The sequence below is a fragment of the Dyella sp. 05T440 genome (assembly GCF_056395965.1).
The window spans coordinates 206780-225940 of sequence record NZ_JBFTKN010000010.1 but is presented as its reverse complement, the minus strand read 5'-3'; the positions used below and the strand labels follow the sequence as shown (position 1 = coordinate 225940).

Below are 19161 nucleotides of genomic sequence, written 5' to 3'. Positions count from 1 at the left end.
TCCGTTTACCAGCAGCCTGCCACGCCAGGCGTGCGAGCGCCGCGATGGTTGAGCGTCAGCGTGCCGCATACCGCATCGCGATTGAGCTGCACCGTGGTAGGCGTCGCCGTGATGGTGAACGACGTCGATGTGCTGGCCGGCGCGAGGGTGTAATTGCGGGCGATCTGCGACTGGCAGTCCAGATGCGGGTCGGCGTTGGCGACACCGGCGGGCGTCTGGTCGTAACGCAGATTGCTGGTGTAGTAGCGCTCCATGTAATTGGCGTACTCGGACAAGCAGCCTTGCGCGGCGACGCGGTTGGTCTTGGCCACGTGCTTCAGATACGACGGCCAGGCGATGGCGGAGAGTATGGCGATGATCGCCACCACCACCATCATTTCGATCAGGGTGAAGCCCCGTTCAAAATGATGGTGACGAACGCTGGCGCTGGAATGCTGTTGATCAAACATGGGGCGTGCTCTCCTCATTCGCATGGAATGTCGCTCAGGGGTTGACCAGTTCGCGCCATGACACGCGACTGAAATCTCCCTGCGAACCGGCGGTATAGACGCTGCCGTTCGAGCCGTTGTCGAAGCTGACCAGCATCACGCCGCCCACGAAGATCGGGTTGTTCGGCAGCGAGTTGAAACCGATGCCGCTGTTGGTGAGCGTGTTGTTGCCCGACCTGACCCCGTCGGCGTCGTTGATCGCACCGTTGCCATTGAGATCGAAGAAACTGGTGCTGGCCGCGGCACCACTGAACGGGTCGAGCGCCATGATCCAGCCGCGACCCGAGGGGTTGCACGCGTCGGTCGCCTGCGGGATACGCGTCGTGCCCAGCAACAGGCTGCCCTGGAACTGATTGGGCGTCACGATGCGCTCGCCCTCGGCGCCGTTGCTGGGCGAAGTCAGGTCCATGTACCAGCCGGACTTGTCGCCCATATCGCTGGTGCTCGGCTTGGCCGTGATGGCACGTCCCGGCGACACCGGCGGCGTGGCTGCAGAATCACCGGCCGACTCGGCCAGGATCTGGCGCTGCACGAGTGCCGTTCGACCTTGGGACACCAGGTTGGTTACGACGGTGTCGGTGCTCGCCTGCACGATCAGGCCGTACCACGTCTGGGTGGCCGTGCTGTTGAGATCTCCCGACGCGAGGTATTTGCCCGTGCCGAAGAACAGCCACAGATTGCTGGTGGCCGGATCACGCCCCATCAACATGCCCGCCGTGATGGGCTGCGCGGTGCCACCCGCGTCGGTGGCCGTGAATACCAACGTACCAATGCTGCTGGGCGTGGCCGCGGTGCCGTCGTTGAGGCCAAATTTCCACACCTGCCCCTTGGCATCGCCCGCATAAGCCACCGTGCTGATGCCGTTGGCGGCATTGCCGATCCATACGCCCGGCGCCGCCAGGCCGTTGCCGGTAGCCGGATCGCTGGTGGTATGCACCGTCAGCGCACCATCGGTGATGCCGAACTGCAACAACGCCGCCGTGCCATTGCTGCTGTTGTAGCCATTGCCGATCAACACCGACCACGAGCCATTGGCGGTCTGCGCGACGACCGGCTTGCCGTTCATCTGACCGATATAGCTGCTGTTTGTGAGGCCGTCGGACGCGGAGCGCTCCCACAGCAATTTGAAGACGTCCGGATCGGTCACATCGAGCGCATACACCGCCTTGGCCAGACCGCGACCGGTAGTTCCCACCGCCACGGTATGCCACGCACCGGGGCTGCCGTAGTAAACGTCGGCCACCGTCAACTCACCATCGTTGAAGTACTGGTGGGCGACGTCGGTGCCGCCGTAGCCGGGGTCCGCAATCTGCTTGAGGTTGCTGGTGATCACCGCCGACGGCAGATACGCATACACCTCGGCGCCGGTGCTGCCATTGAAGGCGTGCAGCATGCCGTCGTTGGCCGCAACAAGGATGCGACCGGCCTGGCTGGCCTTGCCCGCCGCATAACTGGCAAACGTGCTGGAGCCGGTAAAGCTCTTGCCAACAAACTGGTTGGCGTTGGGCGCACCCACGTAAACCGGCTGGGAGTTGACGATGTCACCCAGGGGGGTGTCGCGGTTGCGCAACGTTCCACCATTGCGCTGCTCCTGCGAGGTATCGCCCAACAGGTAATTGATCAGGATTTGTTGCGCGGCGCTGGTCGCCCCCAACGCGGCCTGCTGGGTGCCGGACAACATGCCGACGTTGGCCGCATTGAACTGGAACACCGGCGTGTTCGGCGACACAGCGGATGCGTTGTAGCTGTACACCTTGCGATCGGCATAGGCCGGCAACGCTGCCGCTGCCGTCCAATCGGGATTGGTCGCGATCGCGCCGGAGTTGGCATTGATCGACAGCGCCTTGAGATCGCCTTTCCACTTCGCCGTGTAGTAGTTGGCCTGGTAGGCAACCGTGCCCGTCTTCAACTGCGTGGAGTTGGCGGCCAGGCTGGCGCCCGTACCTACACGCTCCGTTGCGCGCTTGAGTGCATCCTTCAGGCCGCTGGTGAATGCTTCGGGGCTGGTCGCGGAATAGAAGCCGCCGTGACCATTCACCGCCGCGTGCGCCAGGTCGGCAATATTGTTGATGCTGTCGGAGCTGGTCGCAGGCCACGCAAAACCATTGATGGCGGTACCACCGCGCGCCCAGGTAAAGATCTGGTCCACGGTCGTTCCCGCCGGCGTGATGCCGGTGGGCGTAAAGCCAAGGCCCAGCGTGAAGGTGGTCATGTGCTGCCAGAAGGCCGGATCCTCGTTGTTCACCGGCACTTCGTTGGACGTATTCGTGCGCAGATCGTTGACCCAGTAGTACATCGCCACGTCGGCCAGCGTGTTGGACACGCCATCCCTGTACGGCTTGGCGGCAGTGAACGTGTACGACTGGCTGTTGCCGCCCGAGTTGGTCTTCGCGGTGCTGTCGGCATCACCGATGGTGGCGGATGCCGCGGCGCCGTTCCAGAAACCGTCGGTGGTGAGGATGGTGTAGGACTGGCGGCAGGCCAGTTCGGTGTTGCCGCTGGCGGTGCCATAGTCCGGGTCGCTGCTCATCGAGCCCCAGGGCTGATCGGTCTTGTAGTACTGACCCACCGCATCAAGCGCCGAACGCAACGGCGTGCCGTTGTTGGCAGTCTCACCCTCAAGCCACGTCCAGAACGCAGTCTTCTGATCCACGAAGGGCTTCACGTTGGCGATATTGAAGTTGTTCTTGCTGGTCTGGCCCGTGGGCAACTTGGAGTCGTTGTTGCCGTCGATCGAGCCAAAGCCCACGCGGAAAGTGGTATCCAGTCCCGAGAACGAGTTCATCAGGCCGCTCTTGGCCATCAGGATGCGCGTGCGGAAATACGAGAACCAGTTGGCCACGTTCTGCTGCGCCGTCGTACTGTCGTCGCAGGTCGCCGAGGTAAGGCTCGCGGCCGTGCAGGCGCCGGTCTTGCCGATGTATTTGCGCGTATAGGTTCCGTTGCTTCCCGGCACGGTATAGGTAAACAGATTGGTATTGGTGGTGACCTGGGTGATTTTCTGGCACAGCAGGCTGGCCGGCAGATAGGTGTCGGGACTCGTGCAACCGGTGGTGGAGGGGTTTCGATAGGTCGTGTTGCCACCACTGGTTCGCTTGCACAGGCCGTTATTGGCGCTGCCGTCCTTCACCAGCGTATCGCTACCGCTGCACGTGGGGGTGGCCGCGTAAGTGCTGGTGTTGTTCGATGTCGTCGTGATGACCGAGTAGTACTTGAAGTAGTGGTAAGACGTGCTGTTTCCGCTCGTACAGTTGCGCGAACTGACGTTGTTGTAATCGCAGAAGCTATCGGACGCGTACTGCGTCACATCCGTGGTGGTGGCGCTGCGAAAGCCATCGACGAAGGCGCTATCGATGCCAGTGGGCGTGGTGTACTTCGTGCCATCGGCCTTCACCGGCGGCGTATAGGTCACGCCCGGGTTGTAGTAGGTGCCGTTGTTGCCCGAATAGCGCAGTGCATCGAGATCCACCAGCGTGACGCCGTTGTTGGTCGTTGCACCGGGCAGGAACTTCGCATCGGGCATGAAATCCCAGGCCATGGAGCCGGAATCGTCGAACATCAGCACGATGTTGGGCGGCAGCGATTTCTGGATGATCAACGGCTGCTGGTCCACCGTCACCGCCGCCATGCTGGGCGTGGAGAGCACACCAAGCGCCAGCACCATGAGGCCGACCGACAGCAGCCTGCCCGTGAAGCGGCCTGCGCGGGCGCGCAAGCTGGAATGATTTTTCATATCGATCCGCCCTGAAGGTGAACGGCGCACGATCCACCGGCGCCGCGTCGATGAAACTCAGCGTTGCTTGACGATGGCCTGCAAAACCACGACCGCGCGATCGCCCACCGCCGCCGGATCGCCGCTGCGCGCCGTGATGCGGTAGTAGACGGCCGTGGTCGAACCGCCGGAGTTGCCGTAGTTGTAGGAATTGGCGCTCTGATCGAAACCGGTATCGGAAGTCGGATCAGCCCAGTTGCCCATGTTTTCGATCACGTACTGCGGCTGGCTGGCCGCCACGGATGCCTTGGTGAACTGGCCATCCGCCGTACCCTCGGCAACATCATGGATGCTGCCGGACGGCAAATTCGGATCGTTGAACGGATTGGACAGGCATGCGCTCGAACCGGTACGGCAGTTGCGCGCGATGTCGCCGGGATTGCCGGTGATTCGCAGTTTCGCGGCACGCAGCGCGGCCTCCGCGCTCTGGAACGCGATCTGCCGGTCGTAATGATTGGCGGCCATCTTCTGCTGCATGATGGTGCCGCGCACGGCGGCAAAGCCGACCAGGGTCACGACCACCAGCAGCAGCAAGGCCACCACCAGCACGACACCTCGCTCGCGCCTGGGCGATGCCCGCATCACGCGCATGCGCCGGTTCGAGTTGATGCTCTGGGGAAATACCGCTTGAGGAATCATGGCACTCATCTCACAGCACCCGGTTGCGCACAGTGGTGGTCACGGTGAAGCTGCGTACCAGCGAGGTATTGCTCGTACTCGCGCGATCGTCGGCGCTCTGCATGGTCAGCGTGGCGCGAACCGCATTCACGTTGCCCCAGTTGGTGACGTTATTGGCCTTGACGAACGGGGTACCCGCCAGATCGCTCTGGTGATAGCTGAGCTGCATATCGGACACGCCACGCACCATTTCCTGGCGTGTCGGTGTGCCGCCCGCGCGGCCCAATCGATACAGCGACCGGGTGCCGGCCGGATTCTTGCCGACGTACCAGTCCGAAACATTCAGGCGCGTGACATAAGCGTTGGCGCCAAACGTGTAGAAGTTGGCCGAGCCACAAGACGTCGGAAAGCCCAGGCCGGTCGAGCAATTGCCGCCGGTGGTTGCGTGGCCGATGGTCTTGGCCGTGGCGCTATAGCTGTTGGACTGGAAGATGGCCGCGTGATCGTAGTCGCACACGATGAATACATCGCCTGCCGACAGATCCGTGCTGGCTTCGTTCAATGCAAACGTCGCCGTGCTGGGATCGTGCGACGCGACGCTATAGCTCGCATCTTCGCCACCGAGCAATTGCAGCGAGGCCTGTCCTGCAATGCGATCGCCATCGCCGGTGCCGGCGGCGACATCGGTGTCGTTGCCTTCGAATCCACGCACGGCATTGGACCAGTTGCCCCACCAGGTCGTGCCGCCGTTGACCGGCCCGATATTGAGCACGTTGGCAACGCGACCACTATTGCTGCAAGCGGTCAGGCCTGCATTGCGGATGTCCCGCGCCAGCAGCTCGAACGCTGCGCGCGAGTTGTCCTGCACATCGCTGAGCGCGCGATTGGTGCGATACACACGCTGGTTGGAAAGAAACACGCTACCGACACCAGCCATCACGACCAGGCCCAGCAGCATGGCCACCATCAGCTCGATGAGCGTGAAGCCGCGCACGGCGTGACGACGATACATCGCAGAACGGAGCAGTCGCGGCGTCATAGCATGCCCCTCGTCACGACGGTCTGGTTGCTAGCCCCACCCTTCCCGGCGCGGCTGTCGTCGAAGGTGATGGTGATCGTGCAGTCACCCCGCGTGCCGGTGCAGGCGATGCTGCCCGTCGTGGTGTCGCTCGCGCCGAGCGTCTGGCCCAGCTGCACGCACCAGTCGTTCAACTGCGTGTTCTTGACCGTCGTATCGGCAGCAGGGCAAGCACTGGCCTTCATCGGCGACGAGGTGTTGTAGCCGCCCGAACGAGCCAAGTCGTAGTCAGCCCGCATCGCATCGAGGATGGAATAGCTGGCCATCGTCGCCATGCTGCGCGCCATCGCACTGTTGTTGGTGGACAGCGACTTGGCCTGCAATGCCGCGACGCCGAGGAACGCAATGGACAGCAGCAACACCGCCACCAGGACCTCGATGAGACCAACGCCACGCTGCGCGCGCGCGGCGCCAGGTTCATGGGCGCGACGGCAAGGCCGGCGAATGCGAAAACAATACGTCGTCATGAGGAGCACTCTGTCGTTGTCGTGTCGGTCTGCACGACCGAGCCGGCCACCATTCGAATCACCCGATGATTCTCGGCACGCAGCGCCGGTGTACAGATATCGATGACCTGGCCTGCATACGGGGCGGAACTGCTGGTGGCGTGCGCGATGCCCTGTGCGTTGAAGCGCAGCGCCGTCATGTTGCCCGCCACGATCACCGAGCCGGTCAGATCGAGCTGACTCTCACGCACCACCACCGGACCCGACGCCGTCGTGGCCACCACAGCGCCCAGCGCTGTTCCACAGGCCTGGCCCAAGGCGTCGGCAGCGTTGCTGGTGGTGGAGTTGCTGCACAGCTGTGTGCGCGCGTTGCGCTTGATCGCTTCCATCCGCGCTACCTGGATGGTGCCCACGATCTCGTTGGCCGAAGCGGTCAGGCGATTGGAAAGTGTGAGGCTGCGAAAGCTCGGCACGGCGATGGCGGTCAACACCACGATCACCGTAAGCGTCACCATCAACTCGACCAGCGTGAAGCCGGTTTGAGCACGCCCGGCACCGCTGCCGGCGCCCCCTATCGCTCTTACGCACATGGTCAGCCCCTTCTGACTACTTGAGATTCAGCCTAGGGCCTACAAAACATTTCGTAAATTCTTTCGTGATGGACGGTAAGAACTTGCCGATGAGCGGTAGACGAAGGCTTGGGCCCTGTGATCGGAGCCGCATTTTTTCGTCCAAGCCTTATAGAATCATATAGATATAACTGTTCTAGCAGTTATGGTCGCATCAGCGAGGCAAGCCGCTGGCTCGCAATTTATTACGCAAGCGAGATGGCGCCCGAACCGGAGCGCTGCTGTTGGCGTTCGCGGGAAACAAAAAAAAGGGCCCGCTTGCGCAGGCCCTTTTTCTTGATGCTGGTGCCGGAAATAGGAATCGAACCTACGACCTACGCATTACGAATGCGCCGCTCTACCAACTGAGCTATTCCGGCGAGGAACCGCCAATTCTACGGAGCGCAGCCGAACCGCGCAAGATGTCGGCGCTCAAAGACTCGCGGAAACGCCGCCGACCAGACGCAGTTCCTTAGGGAGCGCGAAGGTGATCGTCTCCGGCTCGCCGTCGAGTTCGCGCACCGTGCCGGCGCCCCACGATTGCAGGCGCGCGATCACGTCGCGCACGAGCTTGTCCGGCGCCGATGCGCCTGCGGTGAGGCCGATGTGGGTGACGCCGTCGAGCCAGCTGCGCTCGATGTGCTCCGCCCCGTCGATAAGAAAGGAACGCACGCCCTCTTTCTCCGCCAGTTCGCGCAGGCGGTTGGAATTGGAGCTGTTGACCGAGCCCACCACCAGCATCAGATCCACCGAGGCGGCCAGGCGGCGCACGGCATCCTGACGATTCTGAGTGGCGTAGCAGATGTCGTCCTTGCGCGGACCTTCGATGTCGCTGAATTTCGCGCGCAGCGCTTCGATGATCGCCTTGGTGTCGTCCACCGACAGTGTGGTCTGCGTCACGTACGACAATTCGTGCGGAAACTTCGGCTCCAGCGTGGCCACGCATTCCACCGATTCCACCAGCAGGATCTCGCCCGTATTGGCAGGATTCCACTGTCCCATGGTGCCCTCGACCTCGGGATGGCCACCGTGGCCGATCAGCACGACACTGCGGCCGATGCGACCCAGGCGCGCCACTTCCATATGCACCTTGGTGACCAGCGGACAGGTGGCGTCGAACACCTTGAGGCCACGCTGGTCGGCTTCTTCGCGCACAGCCTTGGACACGCCATGCGCGCTGAAGATCACGGTGGCGCCGTCGGGCACTTCGTGCAGTTCTTCGACGAACACGGCGCCATCGGCGCGCAGCTTGTCGACCACGTAGCGGTTGTGCACCACTTCGTGGCGCACATAAATGGGGGCGCCATAGGATTCGAGCGCGCGTTCGACGATGGCAATGGCGCGATCCACACCAGCGCAAAAACCACGGGGATTGGCGAGCAGGATGTCCACGGAAGCTCCGGACCTGGCAGACTGACTGGTAGGCATTATCGCACGGCCGGTACCACCGTACGTGAGGGCGGGGTCAGGCCTTGGCCTTGCCCTGAAATAAGCCAAATACCACTAGCATCACGGCGCCCACAGTGATCCCACAGTCGGCGAGATTGAACACCGGATAATTCCACTCGCGGAAATACACGTGGATGAAGTCCGTCACCTGCGAGGCGTGCAGGCGATCGATCAGGTTGCCCAAGGCGCCACCCACGATCAGGCCCAGCGGCATCGCCGTCTTCCAGTCGCCGCGCGGCGTGCGCGACAGCCACACCACCAGCACGCCGCTGATCACCACCGCCAGCAGCACGAAGAACCAGCGCTGCCAGCCGTCGCCCGTGGCGAGGAAGCTGAAGGCTGCGCCGGTGTTGAATGCCAGCGTCCAGTTGAGGAAGCCGGGAATCACCGGGTGCGGGGTTCCGGCTGGCTGCAACGCCGAGAGCGCCCACCATTTGCTCAGTTGATCGAGCACGATGACGACGAGGGAGAGCACGAGCCAGGAGAGAGCGTTGGGTTTAGGTTTCATGAGTAGCCAAATCTTGCGCAGATACTCCCTCTCCCCTGCGGGAAGAGGGTTGGGGTTAGGGGCCCATCTTGCGAGAGCGTTGAAGCGTGCGACACGGCATTTTTCAGCCATACCGCGAGCACCCGCCCCTCACCTCGGTCCTCTCCCCGCCGGGGAGAGGAAGAAGTGTCGTACTGAGGTCAGAACCAGCGACGATTCTCGCCCGGCCCTTCCACATTGCTGATGCAGCGATCGCACAGTTCCGGATGCGCCGCATGCGTGCCGACATCATCGCGACGCTGCCAGCAACGCACGCACTTGGCCGCGTCGCTCACCGTTGCCGACACCCATACGTCCGCACCTTCCAGCTCGGTCAGCACCGCGTCCGCCGGCTGACCACCGGCCAGATCCAGGCGCACATCCGAGCTGATAAAGAAGAAGCGCAGTTCCGACGCCGCCGGCTGATAGCGCGCAACCACGGCAGCATCGGCATGGATCGCCACCTTCGCTTCCAGCGATGCGCCAATCTGCTCGGCCTTGCGCATGCCTTCGAGCACGCGCGACGCGGTATCGCGGATCGCCAGCAGATCCGACCAGTAGCGACGCTGCTCCGGCGAACCCTGCGTGGCTGCCAGACCGTCATACCAGGTTTCGAACAGCACGCTCTCGCTGCGCTTGCCCGGCATGTGCTGCCAGATTTCTTCGGCCGTGAACGTCAGCACCGGCGCCAGCCAGCGCACCAGCGCTTCGGCGATGCGGTACATCGCGCTCTGCGCGCTGCGGCGGCCATGGCTTTCGGTCGGCATCGTGTACAGCCGATCCTTGGTGATATCCAGATACAGCGCACCCAGCTCGTTGGTGCAGAAGTTCTGCACGCGCTGGACGATCTCCGGGAAATCGTAGCGGTCGTATGCCGCCGTCACCGCCTGCTGCACGTCGTACGCCTGCTGCACCACCCACTGGTCGAGCAGCGTGCTTTCTTCCACCGGCACCAGATGCTTGGCCGGATCGAAACCGTCGAGGTTGCCGAGCAGGAAGCGCGCGGTGTTGCGGATGCGGCGATACGTATCCGATACGCGCTTCAAGATTTCGTCCGACAAGGACATCTCGTTGCGGTAATCGGTCGAGCAGATCCACAGGCGCAGGATGTCCGCGCCCAGGTTCTTCATGATGTCCTGCGGCTCGATGCCGTTGCCCATCGACTTGGACATCTTGCGACCCTGCGCATCCACGGTGAAACCATGGGTGAGCACGTCGTTGTACGGCGCCTTGGCGAACATCGCCGACGAGGTGAGCAAGGAGGACTGGAACCAGCCGCGATGCTGATCCGAACCTTCCAGGTACATCACCTTGTAGCTGCTCGCATTGCCCTGCTGCAGTTCGGGACGCTGTCCCACCACGGTGAAGTGGCTGGCGCCGGAATCGAACCACACGTCGAGCACGTCGAGGACTTTTTCATAGTCCTTCGCCTGATCGCCGAGCAGCTCGGCCGCATCGAGCGCGTACCACGCGTCGATACCGCCCTGCTCGATGCGCTTGGCCACTTGTTCCAGCAACGCGACGGAATCGGGATGCGGTTCCTGCGTGCTCTTGTTGATGAACAGCGCGATCGGCACGCCCCAGGTGCGCTGACGCGAGATGCACCAGTCGGGACGATCGCCCACCATGCCGGCGATGCGCTCTTCGCCCCAGCCCGGCACCCAGCGCACCTGCTTGATCGCATCGAGCGCGGTCTTGCGCAGGCCTTCCTTCTCCATGCTGATGAACCACTGTGGCGTGGTGCGGAAGATCACCGGCGACTTGTGGCGCCAGCAATGCGGATAGCTGTGTTCGATCTTGGCGAACGCCAGCAGCACGCCGCGACGACGCAGCAGCTCGACGATTTCGTCGTTGGCCTTCCACAGATGCTTGCCCGCGATGACGGTGCCATCGAGCGCGGCCGGCGTATCGGCACGATACGTACCGCGCGCCTCGGTGTAGTTCAGCGTTTCGATGCCGTACTTGCGCGAGACGACGAAGTCTTCCACGCCATGGTCGGGCGAGGTGTGCACGGCGCCGGTACCGTCTTCGGCGGACACGTGGTCGCCAATCAACACCGGCACTTCGCGTGCATAGAACGGATGCTTGAGCAGCACGCCTTCCAGCGTCTGCCCTGCCACATGGCCGAGCACCTTCGGCTCTTCGATGCCGTAACGATGCGCGGCCTTTTCGACCAGCGCGCTGGCGATCACCAGCAGCACGCGCTGGCCCTCGCGCGCCGGACCTTCGATCAGCGCGTATTCGAGTTCGCCACCCAGCGACACCGCCAGGCTTTCCGGCAGCGTCCACGGCGTGGTGGTCCAGATCGGAATGGCGACAATGGCATCGCCCGCATCGACACCGAACTTCTGTGCCAGCGCTTTCGGGTCGACCGCGTCATAAGCGACGTCAACGGCCGGCGAGACTTTGTCGGCGTATTCGATTTCCGCTTCGGCGAGCGCCGAACCGCAATCGAAGCACCAGTACACCGGCTTGGCGCCGCGCACGACGTGACCGTTGCCCACGATCTTGGCCAGCGCACGCACCATGTCCGCTTCGTACTTGAAGTCCATCGTGCGATACGGGTGTTCCCAATCGCCCAGCACGCCCAGGCGCTTGAAGTCGGTGCGCTGCAGATCAATCTGCTGCTGCGCGTACTCGCGGCACTTCTGGCGGAACGCAGCGGCGTCGAGCTTGTCGCCCACGCGACCGAATTTCTTTTCGATCGCCACTTCGATCGGCAGACCATGGCAATCCCAGCCAGGCACGTAGGGCGCGCGGAAGCCGGCCAGCAAGCGCGACTTCACCACCACGTCCTTGAGCACCTTGTTCACCGCATGACCCAGGTGGATCGCACCGTTCGCGTACGGCGGGCCGTCATGCAGTACAAACACCTTGTCGCGGCCGGCGGCGCGCTCCTGAATCTGCTCGTAGCGGCCCACCTGCTGCCAATCGGCCAGCCACTTGGGCTCGCGCTTGGGGAGGTCGCCGCGCATCGGGAATTCCGTCTGCGGTAGGTTGATGGTGTTCTTGTAATCCTGGGTCATTGCCTGGGGATGCTCTGATCGTCGGGTTGTCGGGTGTCGCCTCGGCAGCGCCATGGCCCTGGGGCCGGCGCTTCAACCATCACGGCGAAAGCGCCAACGTTACCGGATTTGAGGCAGTTACGCCTCGCTGAGACGCGGATTCATGCCCAGCAACTCACGGGCCTGGCGCGCGTCTTTGGCCATCTGGACGGTCAACTCGTCCAGGTTGTCGAATTTCTGCTCATCGCGCAGCTTGGCGACGAATTCCACCGCCATGCGCTGGCCGTAGAGATCGCCCTCGAAGTCGAACAAGTGCACTTCCAGCAGCGGCTCCGGCACCTCGTTCACGGTGGGACGAACGCCGAGGCTGGCCACGCCGGGCCAGCTGCACTCGCTCTCGCCAAGGCCCACGCGTACCGCAAAAATGCCGTGTACCGGGCTGCTGCGGTCGCGCAGGTGGATATTGGCGGTGGGATAGCCCAACTGGCGACCCAACTGCTTGCCGTATTCCACCTTGCCTTCGATCACGAACGGCCGGCCCAGCAGCGGCGCCGCGCCGGAAAACTCGCCGGCTGCCAGCAGCATGCGGACCCGCGTGGCCGATACCCGCGCGCCATCCAGCAGCACCGAAGGCATGGTGCGGGCGGTGAATCCCAGTTCGGGACCCACCCGCTCCAGCATCGCCACGTCGCCGCTGCGCTTATGGCCAAAGCGGAAATCCGCCCCTACCCACACCTCGCGCGCGTTCAGCCGGTCCACCAGTACGCGGCGAATGAAATCCTCCGCCGACATAGAGGTGAGGGCTCGATTGAAGCGCAACAAGAGCACCTGCCCCATGCCAGCTTCGTCGAACCCGCGCAGTTTTTCGCGAACGCTGGACAGCCTGGCCACCGGCTCCGGTGAGAAAAAAGCGCGCGGCAACGGCTCGAAGCTAACCACGATAGCCGTGAGCCCAAGCTTGGCGGCGCGTTCATGCACCTGCGCAAGCAGGGCCTGGTGACCGCGGTGCAGGCCGTCGAACGCGCCGACGGCTACGACGCTGCCGCCGGGCGCCAGACTGGGGCCGGCGACATCCCTGGAAAGTCTCATCATCGGGCGAGTATAGCGGCTGAAGCTGGGTGTTTCGGCTCGAACGAAGCCTCAGACGCCACGCAATTCGCGCAAGCGGAACCCGGCCGCAAACAGCGTCACGGCATAGGCGCCGCCGCCCGCCGCCACCAGCACGGCCAGGTGCCACGCGCGGGTCCACTTGCCCGCCTCGGTCCAGTCCGGCCACACCCACATGCCTGCCACCAGCACGACGACCATCACGGCGCATGCCAGCACCAGCCGCAACATGTGACGAGCCCATCCGGGCTGACGCTGATACACGCCGGCCTTGCGCAACCAGTGCCACAACAGACCCAGGTTGATATAGCTCGCCAGCGCACTGGCCATGCCCAGCGCCATGTGCAGGCCCGGCACCGCGGCAATGCCATCCAGCCGAGGCAGCTCGCGCTGTGCCGGCGTGGCCCACAACACGTAAAGCATCGCCACAAAAATCACATTGAGCACCATGTTCGCCACCAGCGAGGCCACGCCGGCGCGCACCGGCGTACGGGTGTCCTGGCGTGCATAGAACGCAGGCAGCGCCACTTTCACCAAGGCGAATGCCGGCAGGCCGAAGCTGAGCGCCGTGATCGACAGCGTCGCCATGCGCGTATCGAACGGCGTGAACTGGCCATGCTGGAACAAGGTGGCCACCAGCGGCTTGGCCAGCAGCATCAGCGCAAACATCGCCGGCACGGCGATAAGCAAGGTGATGCGCAAGCCCCAGTCCAGCGCCTTGGAGAAACCGTCCTTGTCGGTGGTCACGTGGTGACGCGACAGCGACGGCAGGATCACCGTGCCCAGCGCCACGCCGAACAGGCCCAGCGGCAATTCAAGGAAACGGTCGGCCTGCGACAGCCAGCTTTGCGAACCCGTCATCAGATACGCCGCGATCACCGTATCGAGCAACAGATTGATCTGCGCAATCGACGAGCCGAACAGCGTCGGCACCATCAGCGTAAGAATGCGGCGCACATCCGGATGGCTCCAGCCCCAACGCGGCAGCGTCAGGAGGTCCAGTCCGCGCAGCGACGGCAGCTGGAACAGCAACTGCAGCAGGCCCGCCAGCAGGATCGCCCAACCCATCGCCATGATCGGCGGATGCACGAACTTCGACAGCCACAGCGCGCCGCCGATCATGCAGAGGTTGAGGATCACCGGGGTGAGCGCCGGCAAGGCGAACTTGTGGAAACTGTTGAGCGCCCCGCCGCACAGTGCCGTCAGCGAGACGAACAGCAGGAACGGAAACGTCAGGCGCAGCAGCTGCGCCGTCAGCGCGAACTTTTCCGGCGTGTCGGCAGCACCCTGCGAGAACAGCGCAGCGACCTGGGGCGCGAAAATCACGCCGAGCGCCGTAATCACCAGCAGCACCCCGCCCAGCGTGCCGGACACGCGTGACATCAGCTGCTTCAGATCCTCATGGCTGCGCTTCTCTTTCACTTCCGTGAAAACGGGCACGAAGGCCGTCGAGAACGAGCCCTCGGCAAACAGGCGGCGCATGAAGTTGGGAATGCGGAACGCCACCCAGAACGCATCGGTGGCCGCATTGGCGCCGAAGGTGGCATTGATCGACATGTCCCGGACCAGCCCGAGTACGCGTGAAATCATGGTCATGCTGCTGAATGACAGCAGCCCGCGGAACATGCTGGGAGACTTCATGCCTTGAGGCCGTACCTATGCTGGTGAGACGCGCTGCGCACCGGAGCCCCTCTGCCCCGGCGGCGAAAGGCGCGTAGTTTGACAGCCCCGAATGGAAAGATGACAGCGCAGACGTGGCATAATCGAGGCCGACCGTTCCCCTTGGCCACCATGGCGGTGGCATGGCGCCCCGCGGAGCGCCTTGACAAACGGCTAAGCTGTTGACGCAACGGCTCATTAGCCGCATACTTGCCGTCTTTTTCCAACCCAGCAATTCATTTCGGAGTTCTACCTTGGCCAACATCAAGTCCGCGAAGAAGCGCGCGCGCCAGTCCGAGCAGCGCCGCCTGCGCAATGTCAGCGCCCGTTCCATGGTGCGCACCGCCCTCAAGAAGGTCGTCAAGGCCATCGAGGCCAAGGACAAGGCTGCCGCCGTTGAAGCCTTTGCCGCTGCCCAGCCGGTCATGGACCGCTACGCTGCCCGCGGCCTGATCCACAAGAACAAGGCTGCTCGCCATAAGAGCCGCCTCAACGCAAAGATCCACGAGCTGGCGTAAGCCAGCTTCGTTACCTGAATCTCGGGTTGGCGAGAAAGCCGGCGGAAGCCGGCTTTTTTGTGTGCCTGGGGAAGTGGCCGGCACTAGCCGGTTTTCTTTTGCCTGGCGCCCTGGCACGGGCCGGAGGTTGCCCCTCAACAGCCGAATAGCTGGGCATCCTGAGCCTCAGTCCTTGCTCGTCATACCGGCGCAGGCCGGAAGCGCTCTTCAACAGCCGAACAGCTGGTCATCCAGAGCCTCGGTTTTGGTTGTCGTGTTCCCGCGATCTGGCTCGCCTGCCGCGGGCTTTCGTGCCGCTGCCGCGGCCCGAGTTACTTTTCTTTGCTTGCCCAAAGAAGAAAGTAACCAAAAGAAACGGCACCCCGGATGACGCGCCTTCCGGGCCTGCGGCCCTCCAGGTGCGCGGGCGGGTTACGGGGACCCCGAGGGCGAAGAGCCACATCAAGAGCCGAACAACGCCAGGCGCTACTGGGTCGGGCAGGTCTTTTGTAGGAGCGCACTTGTGCGCGACCAACCGACGGAGCGGTACATCCGAGCGCCGCGGTCGCGCACAAGTGCGCTCCTACAAGGGATCGCGCAGGCCGGTATCGATCGGCTCTTTGTGGGAGCGCACCCTGTGCGCGACAAACCAACGGAGCGGTACACCCCAGCGTGGCTGTCGCGCACAGGGTGCGCTCCCACAGGCAAGCGCCAGGCGCGGCACGAGTGCGTCATGCATGGGATAAAGCCAAAGCGCAGCGAGGCCCCGCTTTAAGTCCTCAGCGATTCGGGCGCGTTGCGCAGCGCATTGAAGTATCCCCTGTCTACCCTCGGAGGTTGTCCCACAACGACGCACCTCAAGCGTTCGGGCTTATCCCAGCACGATGCTGCGGGCGTCATCAGGCCATTTTCTTTGGGTTACTTTTCTTTTGGGCCAGCAAAAGAAAAGTGACTCGAGCGGCGGCAGCCGATCGAAACGCCCGCCGCGTAGGCGGCACGCTGGCGGAGAGGCGACAACCAAATACCGAGGCTCTGGATCCCGGCCTGCGCCGGGATGACGAGCAAATCCGGGCTACACCGGAAGGTCGAGCAAAAACCGAAACGGCAAGACAGAACCACTTCCGCGACCCCAAAAAAAACGGCCCAAAGGCCGCTTTTTTTAGAAGAAGGCGAAACCCGCCACCTCACTCCCCACGCAACCTCACATCCCCCAGCACCATATCGTCGCGCTCCATCCGCGCCATATGTTCGGCCTCAAGGAAATGCCACACCTGCTGACACACCGGCATGGTGTTCTCACGCGAAATGGCCGAGACCAGGAACGACGGCTCCTTCCATTCCAACCGGGCGATAACGTCAGCCGCGACAGCCTGGCGCTCATCCTCAGGCAGCACGTCGGCCTTGTTCATCACCAGCCAGCGGGGACGCTCGAGCAGCTCGGGATCGAACTTCTCCAACTCCTGCTCGATCGCACGCACCTGCTCCACCGGATCGGAACCGTCGATCGGCGCGATATCCACCACGTGCAGCAGCAGTCGCGTGCGCGACACATGACGCAGGAACTGGATGCCCAGGCCCGCACCATCCGCCGCACCTTCGATAAGGCCCGGGATATCGGCGATCACGAAACTCTGATCCGTACCCAGACTGACCACGCCGAGGTTCGGATGCAGGGTGGTGAACGGGTAATCGGCCACGCGCGGCGTGGCGGCGGAAACGGCGCGGATGAAAGTGGACTTGCCGGCATTGGGAAAACCCAGCAGGCCCACGTCCGCCAACAGCTTCAGCTCCAGCTTCAGCTCGCGCAGATCACCCGGCGTACCCGGCGTGGACTTGCGCGGCGCACGGTTCACCGAGCTCTTGAAGTGGATATTGCCCAGGCCGCCCTTGCCGCCCTGCGCCACCAGCAGGCGCTGGCCGTTGACGGTGAGGTCGCCGATGGTTTCGTCGGTGTCGACGTTGATCACCACCGTGCCCACGGGCACGCGGATATAGGTGTCTTCGCCGCCCTTGCCGTACATCTGGCTGCCCATGCCGTTCTGGCCGCGCTCGGCCTTGAACGAACGCTGGTGGCGGAAGTCGATCAGGGTGTTGAGGCCTTCGTCGGCCACCAGCCACACCGAGCCGCCGCTGCCGCCGTCGCCGCCGTCGGGGCCGCCGAAGGGAATGAATTTTTCGCGACGGAAGCTGATGCACCCGTTGCCGCCGTCGCCGGCTTTGACATTGATGATGGCTTCGTCGACGAATTTCATGGGGTGCCTGGGGGAGCGAATAGGGGATAGAGAGTAGTAAAAGCAGGGTTCTCGGGACCGTGATGAATAGCGAAGCGGCCCGGCCGATTCCCTACTCCCTATTCCCTATGCCCTGCTCTCAAAAAACAAAAGCCCCGCCGAAGCGGGGCCTTCGCTGCAACGTCGCAGGGGAATTAACCCTTGATGACGTTGACGAAACGGCGGTTGTTCTCGCCGCGCACCTTGAACTCGACGGTGCCGTCGACCAGCGCAAACAACGTGTGGTCGCGCCCCAGGCCCACGCCGGTACCGGCATGGAACTTGGTGCCGCGCTGACGCACGATGATGTTGCCGGCTTCAATAGCCTGGCCGCCGTAGATCTTCACGCCGAGATACTTCGGGTTCGAATCGCGACCGTTGCGGCTGGAACCTACGCCTTTTTTATGTGCCATGACTCAATGCTCCAGTTGCTCAGGCGTTGATGCCCGTGATCTCGACTTCGGTGAAATGCTGACGATGTCCCTGCTGCTTCTTGTGGTGCTTGCGGCGGCGGAACTTGATGATGCGGATCTTGTCGGCACGGCCGTGCTTGCGCACGGTGGCGCTGACGGTGGCACCGGCCACGATGGGCGCACCGACGGTGATCGACTCACCGGCGCCGACCAGGAGGACCTGATCGAAAGTGAAGGCGGCGCCTTCTTCGGCGTTCAACAGCTCCACGCGCAGGACATCGCCCTGCTGAACGCGGTACTGCTTGCCGCCGGTCTTGATGACTGCATAGCTCATGGGATTATCCCTTCTGTCGTTATTCTCTTGGGTTCACCGGACCCATCAGGCACCGGTGAACTCGGGAGTATAACGAAGCCCTGGCGGCCTGGTCAATTACTGACCAGTCGATCCGCCAGTCGCGGCCGCCGGCTTGGTGTCGGTCTTGGCCGGCGCAGGCTTGGCCTCGGTCTTGGCCTCGGTCTTGGCCGGGGTCTTGGCGGCTGGCTTGGCCGGCGCCTTGGCTGGCGTGGTCTTCTTCGGGGCGGGCCTGGTGGTCTTCTTGGCCGGGGCTTTGGCGTGTGAAGAGGCTTTCGCCGCCGGCTTGGCCTCGGCCTTATCGCCGCCTTCGGTCGCCTGCCTGGGCTTGATCTTTTCGCCGTTCTCGGCCGCCTGGATCGCCGCCGCACCCTCCAGCGCCGTACCCGTGATCGGCGTGGTGGATACCTTGCCCGGGCAGCGGCCCGAACCGTCCAGCGTGCCCATCTGCTTGAGCTCGCTGACCATCTGGTCGCTGCGCTCGTGGCTCCACTGCTGGCCGGCCTGGTTGGCCTCGGCCATGGTGGTAGGCATCTCGTTGATGACCTTCTGGCCCAGCGGCGAACGATAGAACTTCAGCAGGCCCGACATCTCGTCAGCGGTGAAATGCTTCTGGTAGACGGGCACCAGCCGGCCGATGAACAGCTGGGTCTGGTTGGCGTCCATATAGTTCTGCCAGAACTCAGGCTGCACGCAAGGCATGGACTGCTGCAAAGTGGTCACCGCCTGGGTGTTCATCTGCAGCAGCATCTTGCCGACACCGACGACTTCCATCAGCTGCCGAACCTGATCTTCCGTAGCCGGCGCCGACGACGCCATGGCCTGTCCCATGCCCATTGCAAGCGCCATGGCAACACCCCATCTCTTCAGCTT

General features: G+C 63.3%; 16 protein-coding genes and 1 tRNA gene. 1 reads left to right on the top strand and 16 read right to left on the bottom strand.

The genetic code is table 11. From position 1 onward, the window contains the following. Positions 1-5: 5 nt before the first annotated feature. From AC1DE1_RS14780 to murJ, 12 genes are all read right to left on the bottom strand, one after another. Positions 6-449, bottom strand: a complete 444-nt coding sequence (locus AC1DE1_RS14780; protein ID WP_477176392.1) for a type IV pilin protein — start codon at positions 447-449, stop codon at positions 6-8. 34 nt (positions 450-483) lie between these two features. Continuing rightward, positions 484-4221, bottom strand: coding sequence for a pilus assembly protein (locus tag AC1DE1_RS14775; RefSeq protein WP_477176391.1), 3738 nt, complete (start codon positions 4219-4221; stop codon positions 484-486). Positions 4222-4278: 57 nt separating this feature from the next. Beyond that, positions 4279-4899 carry a pilus assembly PilX family protein gene (locus tag AC1DE1_RS14770; RefSeq protein ID WP_477176390.1) on the bottom strand — a complete coding sequence of 207 codons (621 nt, stop codon included), beginning with the start codon at positions 4897-4899 and terminating at the stop codon, positions 4279-4281. Between the two features lie 10 nt (positions 4900-4909). Continuing rightward, positions 4910-5917, bottom strand: coding sequence for a PilW family protein (locus AC1DE1_RS14765; RefSeq protein ID WP_477176389.1), 1008 nt, complete (start codon positions 5915-5917; stop codon positions 4910-4912). Next, positions 5914-6423, bottom strand: a complete 510-nt coding sequence (gene pilV / locus AC1DE1_RS14760) for a type IV pilus modification protein PilV (RefSeq protein ID WP_477176388.1) — start codon at positions 6421-6423, stop codon at positions 5914-5916. Before pilV ends, AC1DE1_RS14765 begins: the two co-directional genes overlap by 4 nt. Then, positions 6420-6992: a GspH/FimT family pseudopilin gene (locus AC1DE1_RS14755; RefSeq protein WP_441603586.1), complete on the bottom strand. Its 573-nt coding sequence runs from the start codon at positions 6990-6992 to the stop codon at positions 6420-6422. Before AC1DE1_RS14755 ends, pilV begins: the two co-directional genes overlap by 4 nt. Before the next feature lie 322 nt (positions 6993-7314). Next, positions 7315-7390 (bottom strand) — tRNA-Thr (locus AC1DE1_RS14750). A gap of 52 nt (positions 7391-7442) precedes the next feature. Continuing rightward, positions 7443-8402 (bottom strand): 4-hydroxy-3-methylbut-2-enyl diphosphate reductase, encoded by a 960-nt coding sequence (gene ispH, locus AC1DE1_RS14745; protein ID WP_441603585.1) that lies wholly within the window; start codon positions 8400-8402, stop codon positions 7443-7445. Positions 8403-8475: 73 nt separating this feature from the next. Continuing rightward, entirely contained in the window at positions 8476-8967 is a 492-nt protein-coding gene (gene lspA / locus AC1DE1_RS14740) for a signal peptidase II (RefSeq protein WP_477176387.1), read from the bottom strand. Between the two features lie 179 nt (positions 8968-9146). Then, positions 9147-12011, bottom strand: coding sequence for an isoleucine--tRNA ligase (ileS, locus tag AC1DE1_RS14735; RefSeq protein WP_477176386.1), 2865 nt, complete (start codon positions 12009-12011; stop codon positions 9147-9149). 117 nt (positions 12012-12128) lie between these two features. Then, positions 12129-13082 (bottom strand): bifunctional riboflavin kinase/FAD synthetase, encoded by a 954-nt coding sequence (locus AC1DE1_RS14730; protein WP_477176385.1) that lies wholly within the window; start codon positions 13080-13082, stop codon positions 12129-12131. 48 nt (positions 13083-13130) lie between these two features. Further along, entirely contained in the window at positions 13131-14738 is a 1608-nt protein-coding gene (gene murJ, locus AC1DE1_RS14725) for a murein biosynthesis integral membrane protein MurJ (RefSeq protein ID WP_477176384.1), read from the bottom strand. A 272-nt stretch (positions 14739-15010) separates the two neighbouring features. Here murJ and rpsT point away from each other — a divergent pair, with 272 nt between their 5' ends. Further along, positions 15011-15274, top strand: a complete 264-nt coding sequence (gene rpsT, locus AC1DE1_RS14720; RefSeq protein ID WP_008213299.1) for a 30S ribosomal protein S20 — start codon at positions 15011-15013, stop codon at positions 15272-15274. Positions 15275-16437: 1163 nt separating this feature from the next. On the opposite strand, the gene cgtA is transcribed toward rpsT, so the two are convergent. From cgtA to AC1DE1_RS14700, 4 genes are all read right to left on the bottom strand, one after another. After that, on the bottom strand, positions 16438-17505 hold the full coding sequence (cgtA, locus tag AC1DE1_RS14715; RefSeq protein WP_477176383.1) for an Obg family GTPase CgtA: 1068 nt from the start codon (positions 17503-17505) through the stop codon (positions 16438-16440). A gap of 173 nt (positions 17506-17678) precedes the next feature. Then, positions 17679-17936 (bottom strand): 50S ribosomal protein L27, encoded by a 258-nt coding sequence (gene rpmA / locus AC1DE1_RS14710; protein WP_477166100.1) that lies wholly within the window; start codon positions 17934-17936, stop codon positions 17679-17681. 19 nt (positions 17937-17955) lie between these two features. Beyond that, positions 17956-18270: a 50S ribosomal protein L21 gene (gene rplU, locus AC1DE1_RS14705; protein ID WP_038616498.1), complete on the bottom strand. Its 315-nt coding sequence runs from the start codon at positions 18268-18270 to the stop codon at positions 17956-17958. Between the two features lie 96 nt (positions 18271-18366). After that, positions 18367-19137, bottom strand: coding sequence for a DUF2059 domain-containing protein (locus tag AC1DE1_RS14700; protein ID WP_477176382.1), 771 nt, complete (start codon positions 19135-19137; stop codon positions 18367-18369). Positions 19138-19161: the final 24 nt, after the last annotated feature.